This is a genomic window from Desulfovibrio sp., assembly GCF_034006445.1.
Classification (GTDB): Bacteria; Desulfobacterota; Desulfovibrionia; order Desulfovibrionales; family Desulfovibrionaceae; genus Desulfovibrio.
The window spans coordinates 49,213-66,335 of sequence record NZ_JAVESS010000005.1; the positions used below are offsets into that span (position 1 = coordinate 49,213).

The 17,123-nt window shown below is 59.9% G+C and carries 8 protein-coding genes; 3 read left to right on the forward strand and 5 right to left on the reverse strand.

All coding sequences use genetic code 11. The annotated features are described in order from the left end of the window. Positions 1 to 127: 127 nt before the first annotated feature. The 3 genes from RBR41_RS07130 to nifJ form a co-directional block, all read right to left on the reverse strand. Positions 128 to 1,339 carry an acetate kinase gene (locus RBR41_RS07130; protein ID WP_320351893.1) on the reverse strand — a complete coding sequence of 404 codons (1,212 nt, stop codon included), beginning with the start codon at positions 1,337 to 1,339 and terminating at the stop codon, positions 128 to 130. Between the two features lie 72 nt (positions 1,340 to 1,411). Next, the gene (pta, locus tag RBR41_RS07135) at positions 1,412 to 3,523 is read right to left on the reverse strand and encodes a phosphate acetyltransferase (RefSeq protein ID WP_320351894.1); all 2,112 of its coding nucleotides are present in this window, start codon (positions 3,521 to 3,523) and stop codon (positions 1,412 to 1,414) included. A gap of 161 nt (positions 3,524 to 3,684) precedes the next feature. Further along, positions 3,685 to 7,233 carry a pyruvate:ferredoxin (flavodoxin) oxidoreductase gene (nifJ, locus tag RBR41_RS07140; RefSeq protein ID WP_320351895.1) on the reverse strand — a complete coding sequence of 1,183 codons (3,549 nt, stop codon included), beginning with the start codon at positions 7,231 to 7,233 and terminating at the stop codon, positions 3,685 to 3,687. 884 nt (positions 7,234 to 8,117) lie between these two features. On the opposite strand from nifJ, the gene RBR41_RS07145 reads away from it, so the two are divergent. Beyond that, on the forward strand, positions 8,118 to 9,875 hold the full coding sequence (locus RBR41_RS07145; protein WP_320351896.1) for a methyl-accepting chemotaxis protein: 1,758 nt from the start codon (positions 8,118 to 8,120) through the stop codon (positions 9,873 to 9,875). 514 nt (positions 9,876 to 10,389) lie between these two features. On the opposite strand, the gene traT is transcribed toward RBR41_RS07145, so the two are convergent. Beyond that, positions 10,390 to 11,085 (reverse strand): complement resistance protein TraT, encoded by a 696-nt coding sequence (gene traT / locus RBR41_RS07150; protein ID WP_320351897.1) that lies wholly within the window; start codon positions 11,083 to 11,085, stop codon positions 10,390 to 10,392. A gap of 611 nt (positions 11,086 to 11,696) precedes the next feature. Further along, complete coding sequence (locus RBR41_RS07155; RefSeq protein ID WP_320351898.1) at positions 11,697 to 12,407, reverse strand: hypothetical protein; 711 nt, start codon at positions 12,405 to 12,407, stop codon at positions 11,697 to 11,699. A 318-nt stretch (positions 12,408 to 12,725) separates the two neighbouring features. On the opposite strand from RBR41_RS07155, the gene topA reads away from it, so the two are divergent. Next, positions 12,726 to 14,972: a type I DNA topoisomerase gene (gene topA, locus RBR41_RS07160; RefSeq protein WP_320351899.1), complete on the forward strand. Its 2,247-nt coding sequence runs from the start codon at positions 12,726 to 12,728 to the stop codon at positions 14,970 to 14,972. After that, complete coding sequence (locus RBR41_RS07165) at positions 14,959 to 16,119, forward strand: XdhC family protein (protein ID WP_320351900.1); 1,161 nt, start codon at positions 14,959 to 14,961, stop codon at positions 16,117 to 16,119. The genes topA and RBR41_RS07165 overlap by 14 nt, the downstream gene beginning before the upstream one ends. Positions 16,120 to 17,123 lie beyond the last annotated feature (1,004 nt).

Here is a 17,123-nt window from a genome sequence, read left to right on the forward strand (position 1 = left end):
GCGCAACCCACCCCTGCGGCGCATGCGGCAAAAAAAGGCCGCCCTTTTCAGGGCGGCCTTCAATATATGGCGACCGGAGCGCTTCAGGTGTCTGCTCCGGCGTGCGGGACGCTGCGGATGTCGGGGATTATTTTCCCAGCACTTCCACAGTGGCCATGGCGATTTGCAGTTCTTCGTTGGTGGGAATGATGAGCACGGGCACGGTGCTGTCCGGCGTGGAGATGGTGCGCGCGCCGGGTTTGCGGGTGCCGTTTTCCTTGGCGTCGATCTTGATGCCCATGTGTTCGAGGCCGGCGCACACTTCGGCGCGCACGATGTCGTCATTTTCGCCGATGCCGGCGGTGAAGACCAGGGCGTCGACGTTGCCGTCGAGCAGGAAGTAGTAGGAACCAAGGATCTTCTTGATGCTGCGCGTCAGCATATGAAGGGCCAGGGCGGCGCGCTCATTGCCTTTTTCCACTTCGGCGTGCACGTCGCGCATGTCGGTGAAGCCGCACAGGCCCAGCAGGCCGGACTTCTTGTTCATGAGCGTGTCCATCTGCTCTGAGGTAAGGCCTTTCTTTTCCATCACAAAAGGCACGATGGCGGGGTCAATGCTGCCGCAGCGCGTGCCCATGATGAGGCCTTCCAGAGGGGTAAGACCCATGCTGGTGTCGAAGCACTTGCCGTTTTTCACGCAGCTCATGGACGAACCGTTGCCAAGGTGCATGGTGATGGAGCGCAGTTCGTTGAGGGGCTTGCCAAGATACTTGGCAGTCGCGCCAGCGATGTACTTGTGCGACGTGCCGTGGAAGCCGTAACGGCGGATGCGCAGGTCTTCATACAGCTCGTAGGGCAGAGCGTACATGAAGGCTTCCTTGGGCATGCCCATGCCGAATTCGGTGTCGAACACGCCCACATTGGGCACGCCGGGAAAGAGCTTTTCAGCAACTTCGATGCCCATGAGGTTGGCGGGGTTGTGCAGGGGGCCAAGCACCGAGCATTCGCGCACGATTTCTTTCACGCGTTCGTCCACAAGCACGGGGTCGCTGACGGCTTCGCCGCCGTGCAGCACACGGTGGCCGATACCGGCGATTTCGCTCTTGTCCTTGATAACGCCTTTTTCAGCGTCGGTAAGGAGGGAGATGACCAGTTCCATAGCCTGCACGTGGGTGGGAAAATGCGCCGTGCGGACGATCTTTTCTTCCTTGTCCGTGTCAGGGGCGATCTTGTGGGTCAGGCGGCCTTCATCCTGTCCGATGCGTTCGGCAAGGCCGGAGCAGAGGACGGCGTGGGTATCCATTTCCAGCAGTTGGTACTTGCAGGACGAGGAGCCCGCATTGATGACCAGAATTTTCATGTGTCTTCCTTTTCTTGTTGGCAGCGCCAGGGGGCGGACGGCCCGCCCCCCTGGCAGTAACACGGTTGGCGGCTACTGGCCCGTCGCCTTTTTTTCGGCGGAGGCCTGAACAGCCGTTATGGCCACAGTATTTACAATGTCGGGCACGGTGCAACCGCGCGACAGGTCATTCACAGGCTTGTTGAGGCCCTGAAGCACGGGGCCGATGGCCACCGCGCCAGCCGCGCGCTGCACGGCCTTGTAGGTATTGTTGCCCGTGTTGAGATCCGGGAAGATGAAAACGGTCGCCTTGCCGGCCACCTTGCTGTCGGGCATCTTGGTCTTGGCCACGCTGGGGTCGATGGCGGCGTCGTACTGCAGGGGGCCTTCCAGGGCGAGATCGGGGGCCATTTCCTTGGCTATGCGGGTGGCTTCCACCACTATGTCCACATCCGCGCCCTTGCCGGACGTGCCGGTGGAGTACGAAAGCATGGCCACGCGGGGCTCAATGCCAAAAACTGCGGCCGTGTGGGCCGAGGCAATGGCGATTTCGGCCAGCTGTTGCGCCGTGGGATTGGGGTTGACGGCGCAGTCGCCAAAGACCAGCACGCGGTCCTTGAGGCACATGAGAAAAACCGAGGACACAACGGAGAAGTTGGGCTTGGTCTTCACAAACTCGAAGGCCGGGCGGATGGTGTGGGCAGTGGTGTTGACCGCGCCGGAAACCATGCCGTCGGCATCGTCGAGCTTGACCATCATGGTGGCGTAATAGGTGGCGTCCGCCATGGTGTCGCGGGCCTGTTCGGGCGTGATGCCCTTTTTCTTGCGCAGTTCGTAGTAGGTATTGACGTATTCTTCAAATTTTTCGGATTTGACGGGATCGACAAGGGTGGCCTTGTCGATGTCCAGACCCAGAATCTTGGCCTTGGCGCGTATTTCGTCCACATCGCCCAGCAGGGTGATGTGGGCCACGTCGCGGCGCAGCAGGATGTCGGTGGCCTGGAGGATGCGTTCTTCAGTGCCCTCGGCCAGGACGATGCGCATCCTGTTGGCCTTGGCGCGTTCGATAAGCTCGAACTCGAACATCATCGGGGTAATGCGCGCGCTGCGTTTGCTCACGATGCGGCTGGCGATTTCCTTGCCATTGACGTGCTGCTCAAAAAGACCCAGCACGGTGTTGATCTTGCGCACATTGCCGGGTTCGATGGGAGCGATGAGTTCCTGCAGGGCCAGCATGGTATTGTAGGTGTGGCCCTTGGTCAGCAGAATGGGCAGGGGAGAGGCCGTCCAGCCTTCAATAAATTTGCAGACTTCCTCGGCCGGGCGGATGCCGCCGGTGAGCAGCACGCCCGCGATGTCCGGCGTGGAGGAGGTGAGGCGCGAGGCAATGGCGGCAAGCAGCACGTCGGCGCGGTCGCCGGGGGTGACGATAAGCTGATCCTTGGCGATGTACGGCAGCACGTTGTTCACGTGCATGGCCGCGATGAGGTAGTCGTCCACCAGGGCGTCCAGGCGGTTTTCGCCAAACAGCACTTCAGCGTCCAGGCCTTTTCTCACATCGCCCATGGTGGGCTGACCGATGGTGGGCTCATTGGGCACGGCGTAGATAAGGGCCTTGCGCTCGTCAGTGCTGAAATGGGTGCGCAGTTCGTCAAGCTCGGTCTGGGTGAGGTTGCGGCGATTGATGATGGTGGCCACCACATCCAGCGAAAAAGGCGCAAGACTGTCTATGGTGATCTGGAGAGACTCGCGGATGTCTTCTGCCGTGGCTTTTTGTCCGCTGGTCACCAGAATGACGGGCGTGCCCAGGTTGGCGGCTATTTCGGCATTGAGGTCGAACTCGAAAACCGGGTCCTTGGCCAGAAAGTCCGTACCTACGCAAAGAACAAAATCAAAGGTTTCCAGCAGTTTTTTATACTTCTGAATGATGTTCTCGATGAGCAGGTTGCGCGAACCCTGGTTGATGATCTGGCGCGCTTCACGCTGGGTGTAGGCGAAGGTGTCGGCGTAATCCATCTTGATCTTGAAGTACTCAAGCATCAGATGGATGTCCGGGTCACGGTCGTCCCACACCGGTTCATTGATGATGGGGCGGAAGAACGCCACGTTGCGCATGCTGCGGCTGAGTAGCTGCATGGCTCCCAGAGCAATGGCGCTCTTGCCCGTCATGGGCCCGGTGGCTGTGATATAGAGTCCGTTATACATATGCTTCCCCTGATTGTGCCGGGCAGGCTGGCAGGATGACGCGAAAAAGGGCGCAGGCCATAACCTGCGCCCCGGCCTATTGTTCTATGGTATGACCGCGCCCGCCGCCATACGTCCATAGCGGAGCCTGGTGGCGGGCGCGGTAGTCATTCGTCAGATACCTACTTGCTTTCGCTGGCGATTTCGCTGGCGTCAGGGTAGGGCAGATCAGCCAGCTGCTTCAGCATGGCGTAGCGTTCGGCGTAGGCAGCAGCCAGATCCGCGCGCAGCGTCTTTGAAGCTTCCGGATCGGTCTTTTCCAGAGAGGCAAAGCGGGTTTCGCCGCCCAGGAATTCCTGGATGTCCGCGCTGGGGGCCTTGCAGTCGAGCTGGAAGGGATTTTTCTTTTCCTTGGCCAGTTCGGGGTTGTAGCGGTACAGGGGCCAGTAGCCGGTCTGCACGGCCATCTTGGCTTCTTCCTGGCTCTTGCCCATGCCCTTGCGCAGGCCCTGGTTGATGCAGGGAGCGTAAGCGATGATGAGCGAGGGGCCCTTGTAGGCTTCTGCTTCGCGGAAGGCCTTGAGGGTCTGCTGCTTGTCCGCGCCCATGGAGATGGAAGCCACGTACACATAGCCGTAGGTCATGGCCATGCGGCCAAGGTCCTTTTTGCCGGTGCGCTTGCCAGCGGCGGCAAACTGCGCCACAGCGCCAAGCGGGGTGGCCTTGGAGGACTGACCGCCGGTGTTGGAGTACACTTCGGTATCCATCAGCAGGACGTTGATGTCGTCGCCGGTGGCCAGCACGTGGTCCAGGCCGCCGTAACCGATGTCATAGCCCCAGCCGTCGCCGCCGAAGACCCACACGCTCTTCTTGGTGAAGAGGTCGTCCATGTGCCAGATTTCGTGGGCAAGGTGGCTTTCAAAGGAATCAAGGTTGGCAATGACCATGTCGCCGTACTTGCGGGAGCCTTCGGCGTCGTCCTTGTTGGCCAGCCAGCCTTCCATGGCTTCTTTAAGCTCGGGGCTGATGCCTTCTTCCTTCAGGGCCTCTTCAATCTTCATGGCCAGCAGGTTGCGGCGCTGTTCGTAGGCAAGGCCCATGCCGCAGCCGTATTCGGCGGCGTCTTCAAACAGGGAGTTGCCCCAGGCCGGGCCAAAGCCTTCCTTGTTGGTGCAGTAAGGCGTGGTGGGCGAAGAAGCGCCCCAGATGGAGGAGCAACCCGTGGCGTTGGCAACGATCATGCGTTCGCCGAAGAGCTGGGTGAGCACCTTGACATAGGGGGTTTCGCCGCAGCCGGCGCACGCGCCTGAGAACTCGTGCAGGGGCTGCTGCAGCTGCGAACCCTTGACGGTGTCGCGAGCCAGCAGTTTGTCCTTGAGGGTCACGTGGGCTTCGACAAACTCGAGGTTGGCCTTCTGGTCGTCCATCTGGGTTTCCAGCGGCTTCATGACCAGGGCCTTGTTCTTGGCGGGGCACACGTCGGCGCAGGAGCCGCAGCCCAGGCAGTCTTCAGGGTAGACCTGAATGCGGAACTGCATACCCTTGAGTTCCTTGCCCATGGCGTCCTTGGTCACAAGGCTGGCCGGAGCGCCTTCCAGTTCTTCAGGCGTGGCAAGCACGGGGCGGATGGCCGCGTGGGGGCACACAAAGGAGCACTGGCAGCACTGGATGCAGTTTTCGACCTGCCATTCGGGAATGGCAATGGCCACGCCGCGCTTTTCGCAGGCGGCGGTGCCGAGGGGCATGAAACCGGCCGGGTCCATGGCAGACACGGGCAGCTTGTCGCCCTGCTGGGCAAGGATGGGACGCACCACACCGCTGATGTAGTCATCATCGTGGCAGTGGCACACGCTGGCGCCTTCAGTGGTGTTGGCCCAGCTGGCGGGGTACTTGATTTCTTCCAGGGCGTCCATGCCCTTGTCCACGGCGGCGATGTTCATGTTGACGATCTTGTCGCCCTTGCTGCCGTAGGTTTTCTTGATGGATTCCTTAAGCAGGGCCACGGCCTTTTCAAAGTCGAGCACATTGGCCAGCTTGAAGAAGGCGGTCTGCATGATCATGTTGATGCGGCCGCCAAGGCCCACTTCCTGGGCCACCTTCACGGCGTCCACGTTGTAGAACTTGAGCTTCTTGCGGGCGATGGTGCGCTTCATCTCGGCGGGCAGGTGCTTTTCGAGGTCAGCCAGCGACCAGTTGGAGTTCAGCACAAAGGTGCCGCCTTCCTTGATGCCTTCAAGAATGTCGTACTGGGTCACATAGGCCGCCTTGTGACAGGCAACGTAGTCGGCCTTGGTGATGAGGTAGGACGACGTGATGGGGGCAGAACCGAAGCGCAGGTGCGACACGGTGAAGCCGCCGGACTTCTTGGAGTCATAGGCAAAGTAGGCCTGGGCGTAGAGGTCGGTGTTGTCGCCGATGATCTTGATGGCCTGCTTGTTGGCGCCCACGGTGCCGTCGGCACCGAGGCCGAAGAACTTGCACTGCACGGTACCGGCGGGCACGGTGTCAATTTCCTCGTCCACGTCAAGGGAGAGGTTGGTGACGTCGTCGGTGATGCCCACGGTGAAGTGGTTTTTGGGCTGCAGGGCCAGCATGTTGTCATACACGGCCTTGGCCATGCCGGGGGTAAAGTCCTTGGAACCCAGGCCGTAGCGGCCGCCCACGATGGTGGGGGCTTCGCCCTTTTCGAGGAAGGCGGTGCAGATGTCCTGGTACAGGGGGTCGCCCAGAGCGCCGCTTTCCTTGGTGCGGTCAAGCACGGTGATGCAGGCGGTGGTGGCGGGCAGGGCGCGCAGCAGGTGCTCGGTGGAGAAGGGACGGAACAGGCGCACCTTCACAAGACCAACGCGCTGGCCCTGGTTGTTCAGGTAGTTGACTGTTTCTTCCGCCACTTCACAGGACGAACCCATGGAGACGATGATGCGGTCGGCTTCGGGGTGGCCCACGTAGTCGAACAGACGGTATTTGCGGCCCGTGATGGATTCAACCTTCTTCATGTTTTCAATGACGATGCCGGGCACGGCGTCGTAGAAGAGGTTGGCGGCTTCACGGTTCTGGAAATAAATGTCGGGGTTCTGGGCGGTGCCGCGGATGTGGGGATGCTCGGGGTTCATGGCGGTGGAGCGGAATTCGGCCACCTTGTCCCAGTTCACCAGGCCACGGATGTCTTCGTAGTCGATGGTTTCGATCTTCTGCACTTCGTGGGAGGTGCGGAAGCCGTCAAAGAAGTGGCAGAAGGGCAGGCTCGCGTCGATGGCCGACAAATGGGCCACCAGGGCCAGGTCCATACATTCCTGCACGGAAGCGGAGGCAAGGAAGCAGAAGCCCGTCTGACGGGCGGCCATGACGTCCTGATGGTCGCCAAAGATGGACAGGGCGTGGGAGGCCAGGGCACGGGCCGACACGTGAAAAACGCCGGGGAGCAGTTCGCCGGCGAGTTTGTACATGTTGGGGATCATGAGCAGCAGGCCCTGAGAAGCCGTGTAGGTCGAGGTCAGCGCGCCAGCGGAAAGCATGCCGTGCACAGCGCCGGCGGCCCCTGCTTCGGACTGCATTTCGCGGACGATCACTTTCTGGCCAAACAGGTTCTTCATGCCCTTGGCGGCCATCTGGTCCATGACTTCGCCCATGACGGACGAGGGCGTGATGGGGTAGATCGCCGCCGTTTCCGACAGAGCGTAGGCAATATGCGTTGTCGCGTTATTGCCATCCATGGTTTTCATATGAGCCATCTGTTCCTCCTTGGCGCCCTGGGGCGCGCAATATTTTTTCCAATTTCTGCGTGGCCAGTGCGGCCTGGGGTAAAGCCCGCACTGCAAAGCCTGTGCGGGGTGCGTTTACTTTGGGAACATTAGGGGTTTTTTGAGAGTACACTTGTGTTCAAATTTATCGCATCAAATCATGGGCGTCCATAAAAGATTATGGAGGTCAAGAAAGCGGCGAAAAAGTCACAGTTGTCGTTGCAATGTGTCCATACCACAGAGTTGGTTGTTTGAACAGTTAAATAGGGTGTCGGGGAAATTTTTTTTTAGGTTCCCCGGAGGGATTTTTTGTCTGATATTCCCGGTATATCCAGTAATGCTGCCAGCCGGGGCCTTTTTTTTGATGAAAAAAAACAAAAAACTCCGCCGCCGTCGTTCGCACGTCCGGCAGGGTGGAGGCCCGACGAAGCACGTCCGTCCGGTTTGTCTTTAAATCGTAACATAAAAGTTTGCCCTTTGCAGCCCCCCTGCTCTCATCATTTTGCGCCTACTGCCGATAGAAGGGATAATGCCCAAGAACAATAAGGTTATTCTGCTATCCGGGCTTTGCCCGCGTGCACAGCTGAGTGGCAGCGCGCCGCGCAAAGCGCGCAATTAGCGGAGATCCGGGAGGTTGAGCGCTTGACAAGCAAAAGCCCTCCCATTAGGTATCATTTTGCAAAGTACAATACGTAACTGATGCGTTTTGTGGCAGGGCCGGTGGCAAGTTCACTGCGATAAGCTCAAGCTTGCCATATGACTGTTTTTGTCCGGATTTTCCAGCGACAGCATAGTGCTGTCCAGATTTTTGGCAATGCCCGTGAAGTTGAGTTGATTGCCCATGATTATACATAGCTACTATATAGAGAGGCACCATGTTCTGGAAAAACCTTTCAATAGGAAAGAAATTGTGTTTTGGCTTTGGCATCAGCCTGTTGGGCATAATCTGCTTCGCCGTGGTTGCATGGAACGCCTCCAATGAAGTCATGACCATGGCCGACAGCGCGCTGCAAAAGCAGGGCAATGCCCTGGTTTTTGCCATGCGTGAGGCCGATCATCTGCACTGGAAGGAGCGGGTCGGCAATTTTGTGGCCATGCCGCCTGCGGACGGCAAGCTCAATGTGCAGAAAGACGGCCACAAATGCCTTTTCGGCCAGTGGTTTTATAGTGGCGGGCGGGAAGAGGTGGAGGCCATTTTGCCGAGCACGTCCACCTATTTCAAACAGATGGAAGCCGCCCACCTGGAGCTGCACAAGAGCGCTGCGGATATTGAGCGTTTGGTGCAGGAAGGCGACCTTGAAAGGGCCCGGCAGCTTTTCAACTCCATTACACTGGGCAAATCGGCGGCGGTTGTGGAGACGCTCGCGCAGTTGCGCACCATGATGCTGCACGCCGCCGATGCAGACAAGGAAAGCTACAAGCAGATCATGGCTCGCGAAAGATACGTGGTTGCTGTTCTGCTGCTGGGCGTGCTGCTATGTATGGTGATTTCCGGCGTGGCCATTACGCGCTCCATCCGTAATCCTTTACGCGGGCTTGTGGACAAGTCCGCCGAGGTGGTGGCGGGCAATATGGATGTGGACCTGCGCCTGCGGCGCAGGGATGAAATCGGCGCACTGTCGAGCGCGCTGGGCTCCCTGCTGGACAGCCTGAAGCTCAAGCTGACCGAAAACCAGAAAAAGTCTGAAGAGGCTCAGGCCAGCGCCGAACATGCCCAGAGATCCCTTAAGGATGCGGAGGAAAAAGAGGCCCGCATTGCCGCGCTGCTGGAAAATATGAACGCCATCGCCGCGCAGGCCGACACCATTGCCGGGGATCTGGCCGAGCATTCCATCATTCTGGCCGAGCGGGTGGAGACCGTCTATAAGGGTAGCGAAGACCAGCACAACCTCATGCGCGGCAGCCTTGACAATCTTGAGCAGCTTGCCGCAGCGGCCACAGAAATTGCCGTCAATGCGGAGCATTCGGCCCACGGCGCGCGCAGTTCAAAGGAATATGCCGGAAGCGGCGTGGATGTGGTGACCCGTTGCGCCCAGGCCATCAGCCGGGTCAACGACCTCGCGTCCAAGCAGAACGGGCAGATAGCCGAGCTGGGTGAGATGGCCCAGGGCATTACCGGCATCATGAGCGTTATTACCGACATTGCCGACCAGACAAACCTGCTGGCGCTTAACGCCGCCATTGAGGCGGCCCGGGCGGGCGAGGCCGGGCGCGGCTTTTCGGTGGTTGCCGATGAAGTGCGGAAGCTGGCGGAAAAAACGGTTGCCGCCACGCAGGCCGTGGGAGCCAAGATCACCGGCATTCAGGAATCCATCCATGCCAGCGTGGCCTTTATGGGGCAGACCAGCGAGGCCGTGCACGAATCCAACGACCTTGCGCAGCAGTCGGGTGAGGCGCTTACGCAGATTCTGGATCTGGCCGCATCCAATGTGGAGAGCGCCGCAGGCATGGCCGTGGCCGCGCAGCAGCAGAACGACACTGTGGCGCATGTGACGCAGGGCATGAAGAACGTGCAGGACATTGCCGAATCCAGCCGCACCTCCATGGGCGAAGCCGACCACCAGGTGCGGGCCGTGGCCAAGATGGCCACCGAACTGCGGGAACTTATCGACAGGTTGAAAAACCGAGATTAGGGAAACGCTGATGTATTCCGTTTGGCGGCGATGCCGGGCTTTTTTTGAAACAGTCGAGGACGGAAGAGTCCACTCCTGTTTCAAAAAAAGATCGCGCCTTGCCAAACAAAATACCTGCGCGTTTCCAGAAGGTTCTCAGTGCTTCCTTAGAGCAATTCCACTAGCGATGCTGTCGCCATCCGTAAGGCTTCTTCGTCGCCTGACGGTTGCCGCCTGAAATTGTCCGGCGGCAGCGTGAGCAGATGGCCGCCAAAAAAGACATAAGCGCAGCTTCATCCTTTAGCCCTTGGGAGCAATGGATGAAGCTGCGCTTGTTTGCGTTGCCGGGCGCGGTTACGCGCCTTGCCGTTTTGCGTTGCCGGGCGTTGATGTGACTCCGGAAGACGCGGCCCCCTGGCCCCTAGTGTACAGCGATAAAAGTTTTAGGGGGTGGGGGCGTGGGGGAGGGACCCTTTTGCAAAAGGGTCCCTCCCCCACAAAGTATTTCAATTTGTCATTTCATTGGTAAACGGCTTTATTGTTGCGTCCTTGCGGCTCCAGCGGACGCGGCCCGGCCATCTGCCCGACCATCTGCCCGACCATCTGCCTGGCCAGCGGCCTTGTTGGTGGCGTGAATGGCGGTTCCGATTTCGCGGGCCAGGGTTTCCGTAAACAGGGTGGGCGCTCCGGCATCCATGCGTATCTGCCCAGGCAGCAGCACGGCTATGCGCATCTGGCTGTTGGAAAGGGCGTTGCGGCTGGATATGTTCTTGAGTTTGGCCTTGCTTTCCCTCTGTGCGCTGGGAACGCGCCGCTGCACCAGCAGTACGTCGGCCATTACCGTTGTGGCGCCCGCGCCCTTGAGTACGGAGGGAGTGTCGTAGCCTGCCGCAACCGTCTGGCGCAGGTGGGTGGGTTCCGTATTTCCGGCGGACAGCACCGTGATCTGCACGATGTTTCCGGCTTCGCTGGGATTGCCCACAATGGTGAACCCGCTGCGTTGCAGCCAGGATTCGGCCTGGGCGCGCAGCCCGAAAACGCGGTTGGTGTTGTCGCGCACGTTTACGTAAACAGTGTCCGCAATCGTATCATCGTCCGGTGCTTCCTGCAGATTGCCCGAACGCAGCACTTCCAGCTTGTCCGGGTCAGCGGCCTGACGCACACAAGCTGCAAGCGGCACAAGGCTCACGCAAAGCAGCAGTGCAATAAAACGCAGTTTTTTTAGCATCATAAGAAAACCTCGATCCTTGCCGCCACAAATGCGGCTGGTATTGAAGGCGAAAGCGGCGGGCTTTCGCCATGCATGTCCCCAAACATGCATTTTTTGGGCCTGTGAACGCGTCCGCAACAACATTTCTTTGTGGCAAGGCCGGCTTCCGCCGGGCAGGTCTGCTGCAAATCCGTGAAATGCGGTATGTTTTATGGCGAAAATCCTGCGCCCGAGAACAAGGAGCTTTCGCTGCGTTAATGGTTGGGTAATTTTCGGAATATCCGTAGTTCCGTCATGCGGCTTTTCAGGGCTGCAACGCACGGGTTTTACCGTATGGCATCCGTGATTTCTTCTGGCGTTATTCGTCCGGCAGGGGGGTGGCCGGGCTCGGCGTGCGCAAAATAGGGTCGCGCCTGTGGCGGCATCCCGACAGGCTGGCCTGTCAGGTTATTAGCGCAGTTTGCCAATGAAATGAGTTAACCGCTCTACAGGGATTTTCTTGAAAATCCTTGCCACGAAATGCGGGCAGGCAGGCTTTTGTCTGCTGTAGCGAGCATTTCACGTGTTAAGGAAGCACTGATTAAAAAGCCTCCTGGAAACGCGCAGGTATCTCGTTTGGCGTCGTTGTTTTGTCAGGGCTTTACTGCCTTGACGATTTCATTGCTCAGCTTGTCTTCCAGGGCAGGGAGGATGGCGTCGCGCCCCATATTTTCACCCTCGGCGCTTACAGTCACCGTATGCATGGTGTCTGGCTGCTTGCCCTTTTTGCCCACGCCCACCTGGGCGCGCATGCCCCACAGATTGCTTGTGCCGCCGTCAAGCATGCTGACGCCAAGGCCCAGCAGCAGGCCGCCGCCCACGCCCCAGGCCGCACCGCGCCCTCCGCCAGCGGAGCCGCCCACAAGAGCGCCAAGCATGGCGCCTGTGCCTGCGTGCCCCAGGGTTCGCCCCGGACTGGCGGGTGTGCTGCGCGAGCCCAGCGGGGTCACGTCTTCCACCACCACGCGCAGGGTCAGGTCTGCCTCCTTGGCCGTCTCGGCGGGCACAAGCTCGCGCTCGCTCTGAAGGTAGGCCGTGAGCATGGATTGAAGGTCGGCATTGAAACTGCCGCTGCCGCCGCTCACGTCCACAAAGACGCTTTGCCCCGGTTTTGCCTTGATTGTGGGCAGTGGATCGGGGCTGGCCTGGGCCTGGCTGGCGCGCGGGTCATCAGGCGAGCCGGGCGGAAAACCCGAGTCTTCGGTACTGCCGCTGTTCTGGTGGGAGGAACAGCCCGCCGCCATGAACAGCATGGTAAGACACAGTGCCGCCATAAGGCGGTAGAGTATTGGACGTATATGCATATAGCCCTCATTTTGACTGAAATCTTCTACAAGATTACCGCAAGTTGCACACGCCTGTCCAGTTGGCGTACGCTTCGTCATATGAATGACAGGGATGTGGCATCTCCCCAATAAGTAAACGTTTTTACTGCTGTGCGGCGGCGCTGGCCACGCTTTGCGTCTCGCACGCAGCCGGGCCGCAGCCGGGGCGCGGGCACAGGACTGCCAGCATTGTGACGACGATGCGCACTTGACGCCTGTGGGTTTTATCGTATCTTGCCGTTACATAAAAGGCGCGTCAGCCAGTACCGGCGCAGCCGGAAAGCAGTCGAGGACAGCATGGGCAAACAGTTGATAATAGTGGAATCTCCGGCCAAAGTTAAGACCATCAAAAAGTTTCTTGGGCCGTCATACATGGTGCAGGCCAGTGTGGGCCATGTACGCGATTTGCCCGCCAAGGCCCTCGGAGTAAATGAAGAGGACAACTTCGCGCCCCAGTATGAAGTCATAGACAATAAAAAAAATGTGGTCAGCGAACTGCGCGCCGCCGCCGCCAAGGCCGATACCGTTTACCTTGCCCCTGACCCCGACCGCGAGGGCGAGGCCATTGCGTGGCATGTGGCGGAGCTTATCCGCGACAAGGCCAAGGACATCAAGCGCATCCAGTTCAACGAAATTACCGCCAAGGCTGTCAAAGAAGCGTTAGCGCACCCGCGCGACCTCAATGAAGACCTTTTTGACGCCCAGCAGGCCAGGCGCATTCTGGACAGGCTGGTGGGCTACAAGATTTCTCCCCTGCTGTGGAAGACCATCAAGCGGGGCATATCCGCCGGGCGGGTGCAGTCCGTGGCGCTGCGCCTCATTGCCGAACGCGAGGAAGAGCGCGAGGTGTTCAAGCCGGAGGAATACTGGCTGTTCAAGGTGCTGCTTTCGGCTGACACGCCGCCGCCCTTCAAGGCCGACCTCGCCAAGATCAACGGCAAAAAAGCGGTCATCGCCAATGCCGAAGAAGCGCAGGCGCTGGAAGACGCCCTCAAGGGCCAGCCCTTTGTGGTGGAAAGCGTGGAGCAGAAGGAGCGCGAGCGCGCGCCGCAGCCGCCCTTCATCACCTCGACCTTGCAGCAGGCGGCCAACCAGAGGCTTTCCTACACGGCCAAGCGCACCATGAACATTGCCCAGCGCCTCTATGAAGGCGTGGAGCTTGGCGACCGTGGCCTGACGGCCCTCATTACCTATATGCGTACGGACTCGACGCGCATCGCCGACGAAGCGCGCGACGCGGCCAAGGATTTTATCGCCACGCATTTCGGCAAGGACTATCTGCCCAAGCGCGCCCGCGTGTACAAGGCCAAGGGCAGCGCCCAGGACGCCCATGAAGCCGTCCGCCCCGTGGACGTGACCATCACTCCCGACGAGGTGAAGCAGCATCTGCCGCCGGATCAGTACAATCTGTACCGGCTCATCTGGTCGCGTTTTGTGGCTTCGCAGATGGCCGGGGCGCGTTTTCACGACACCACCGTCACCATTGCCTGTGCCCACAGCCAGTGGCGCGCCAAGGGCGAGCGTATGCTTTTTCCCGGTTTTCTTGCGGCCCTGCCGCGCGCCGGAGAAGACGCCGACGCCGAACTGCCGCCTCTTGAGGCCGGACAGACGCTCAAGCTGGACAAGCTGGACAAGGAGCAGAAGTTCACCCAGCCCCCGCCGCGCTACAGCGAAGCAAGCCTTGTGCGCGAGCTGGAAGAGCGGGGCATCGGGCGGCCCTCCACCTACGCGGCCATCATTTCCACCCTTCAGGACAGAGAGTACGTCAGCCTGGTGGAGAGGCACTTTGTGCCCACGGATCTTGGCCGGGTGGTCTGCAGTCAGCTGACCGAACACTTTGGCAGGCTCATGGATGTGGGCTTTACCGCCCAGATGGAAGAGGGACTCGACAAGGTGGCAGAAGGCAAGGCCCACTGGGTGGATCTTTTGCGCGCCTTTTCCGATGATTTCAATCCCACGCTGGCGGCGGCCGCCAAAAACATGCAGAGCGTCAAGGGCGGCATCCCCGCTGATCTGCCCTGTCCGGAATGCGGCAAGCCGCTGATGATCAAGTTCGGCAAGGCAGGGGCCTTTCTTGCCTGTTCCGGCTATCCCGACTGCAGCTACACCAGCAATTTTTCGCGCAACGAGGATGGCCGGGTCGAGGCCGTGGCCGCCGAAAAGCCGCAGTATGAAAAAGTGGGGCAGTGCCCCCAGTGCGGGCGCGATCTTGTCATCAAAAAATCCCGTACAGGCAGCAGCTTTATCGCCTGCACCGGCTACCCCGAATGCAAGTATGCGGCCCCGCTGTCCACGGGCGTGCCCTGCCCGCGCTGCCAGAAAGGCCAGCTGGTGGAAAAGAGCACCAAGCGCGGAAAGCTGTTTTACTCGTGCGATCAGTATCCCCAGTGTGATTTCGCCTTGTGGGACAGGCCCGTGCCAGGCCCCTGCCCGCGCTGTAACTCGCCATACCTTGTTGAAAAAAAGAGCCGGGCCGGCACAAAGATCATGTGCCCGGTCAAGGGGTGCGGCTACGTCAAGGAGGACGGAGATGAGCAAAGCTGATGCATCAGATTCGATGAGAGCTTCCGCGTCCCTTGCGCCTTCAGCGACCTCCGCCCCTTCAGGCGGTATGGCCGCGCCCTGGCCGGAAACCCTGGAGGCCCGCGTGGCCCAGTTGCTCGCCGACGGGGAAAGGGTGACGCTTTTGACGGTCATCAGCCGCACAGGCTCGGCCCCGCGTGACGCGGGCACCCGTGCGCTGTACACGCTAAACGGCCCGGAAGGCACCGTGGGCGGCGGCCTGCTGGAGGCACGCGCCTTTGAGGCAGCGGCCCAGAGCCTGTTTATGGGCACGTCCAGTCAGGTCTCCTGCGACATGAGCGGCTTCACCCCTGACAGCGACATGATTTGCGGCGGCGGCATGGACGTGCTGTGCGAAGTGCTGACGCCGGACAAGGCCCCCCTGTTTGCGCTTGCCGCCCAGGCCCTGCGCTCCGGGGTAGGGGGCGTGTGGGTTGTGGACGTGAACCGCGAGCCGCCCCTGCGCCGTCTGTACCTCGACAGCCTGCCCGAAAAATCTGACCCTGCCGCGGGTTCGGCCCTGCCGCCGGACGCCAGTCTGGACATAACCCCGGTGCGCGCCCTGCTGGCGCAGCGCAAGGGCAGGCCCGGCCTGGTCATCAAGGACGCGTGCCGCATCTACGTTGAACCGCTGGCAGCGCCGCCGGTGCTGCTCCTCTGCGGCGGTGGGCATGTGTCCCTTGAGGTGGCGCGTCTGGCCCATGTCTGCGGCTTTATTGTGGACGTGGTGGACGACAGGCCGGAGTTTTCCAATCCGCAACGGTTTCCCATGGCGCGGCGTTGCCATGTGCTGCCGGACTATGAAAATCTGGTGGAAGCCTGCGGCATCGGGCGGCACCATTATGTGGCCGTCATCACGCGCGGGCACGGTTTTGACCGCGAAACCCTGGCCCAGGCCCTGACCAGCCATGCCCAGTATATAGGCATGATAGGCAGCAAAACCAAACGCGACCAGATTTATGCCATTCTGCGCGGCCAGGGCGTGCCCGATGCTGAACTTGCCGCTGTGTGCTGCCCCATAGGGCTGACCATTGAAGCTGAAACCCCGCAGCAGATAGCCGTGTCCATTGTGGCCGAACTGCTGGCCGTGCAGGCCGGTACGCTGAAGCGCCTGCGCTTTGAAGAGTAGGGCAGGCCGGTACGCTGAAACACTTCGGTCAGTAGGCTGAAACGCCTGCGCTTTGAAGCTCGGGCGCGGGCGGCGTGTTGAAACATTTTGGCCGGGACATTGAAACATTTGTGGTTCTAGAGCAGTTTACGAATGAAATGAGTTAAATGCTCTGCAAGGATTTTTCTGAAAATCCTTGCCACGAAATGCGAGTAGGCGGGCTTTTGCCTGCCGTACGCGAGCATTTCAAGTGTTAAATGCTCTAAGCAGAGGCGTGCGTGGTGTCGCCGTCCTGCTGGTTTTTTGTCACTGCCAGGGCTTGTTGTTGTCGCGCGGCGGGCTGCCCGCACGTCCTCCGCACGCGCGCTGGCGCTTTCTTGACTTTTGCGGCGGCTCGCGACACTGTGGCCGGGCGGCGCATGGTGCATGAGTGCATCAATCCGCCATGTTCATAGTCCATTGAGAGCAACAAATTGTGCATTGCCTGCGGCGCGCACCATGGCCAAAGCGTCAACAGCGGCGGCCATGCAGGTGCTTTTTCAGGATTCCCGGAACAGCGATCAAACACAACCCTCCGCAGCCATAGCCCTTGGGGCGGCAAAAGGCAGAGGGTATGGCCGCATGATTTGGCTGTCATGCTTTATCCCCCCCTTGCCCGCCATGCCTTGCCGCTGTCGGGCTCGCCCGGTTCAATGATCCCTCCGGTACGCCATCGCTTGAAACGCATGGCCGATGTTCGGCATTGCGGCATGTAAAAGCAATGTTTGCCGTTGCGGCTGCAGCCGCCTGAAAAAAATCCGCCCGCACCCGCACGCACCCGGTCACATCCGGCCATATCTGGCCACATCTGGCGGCGCGGACGACCAGAAAAAAGAAAATGCATCACGAACGTGGCATGGTACAAAATGGTTCTGAAAGCCATGACTTCGCGAAGGGTGTTGCTCAAACATGCCACTAAATGCTATGCGTTTCTAAATAGAAGGCCGAGGATGGCCGACGTGGCGCAAAAAGCGACCGTCCGGCAC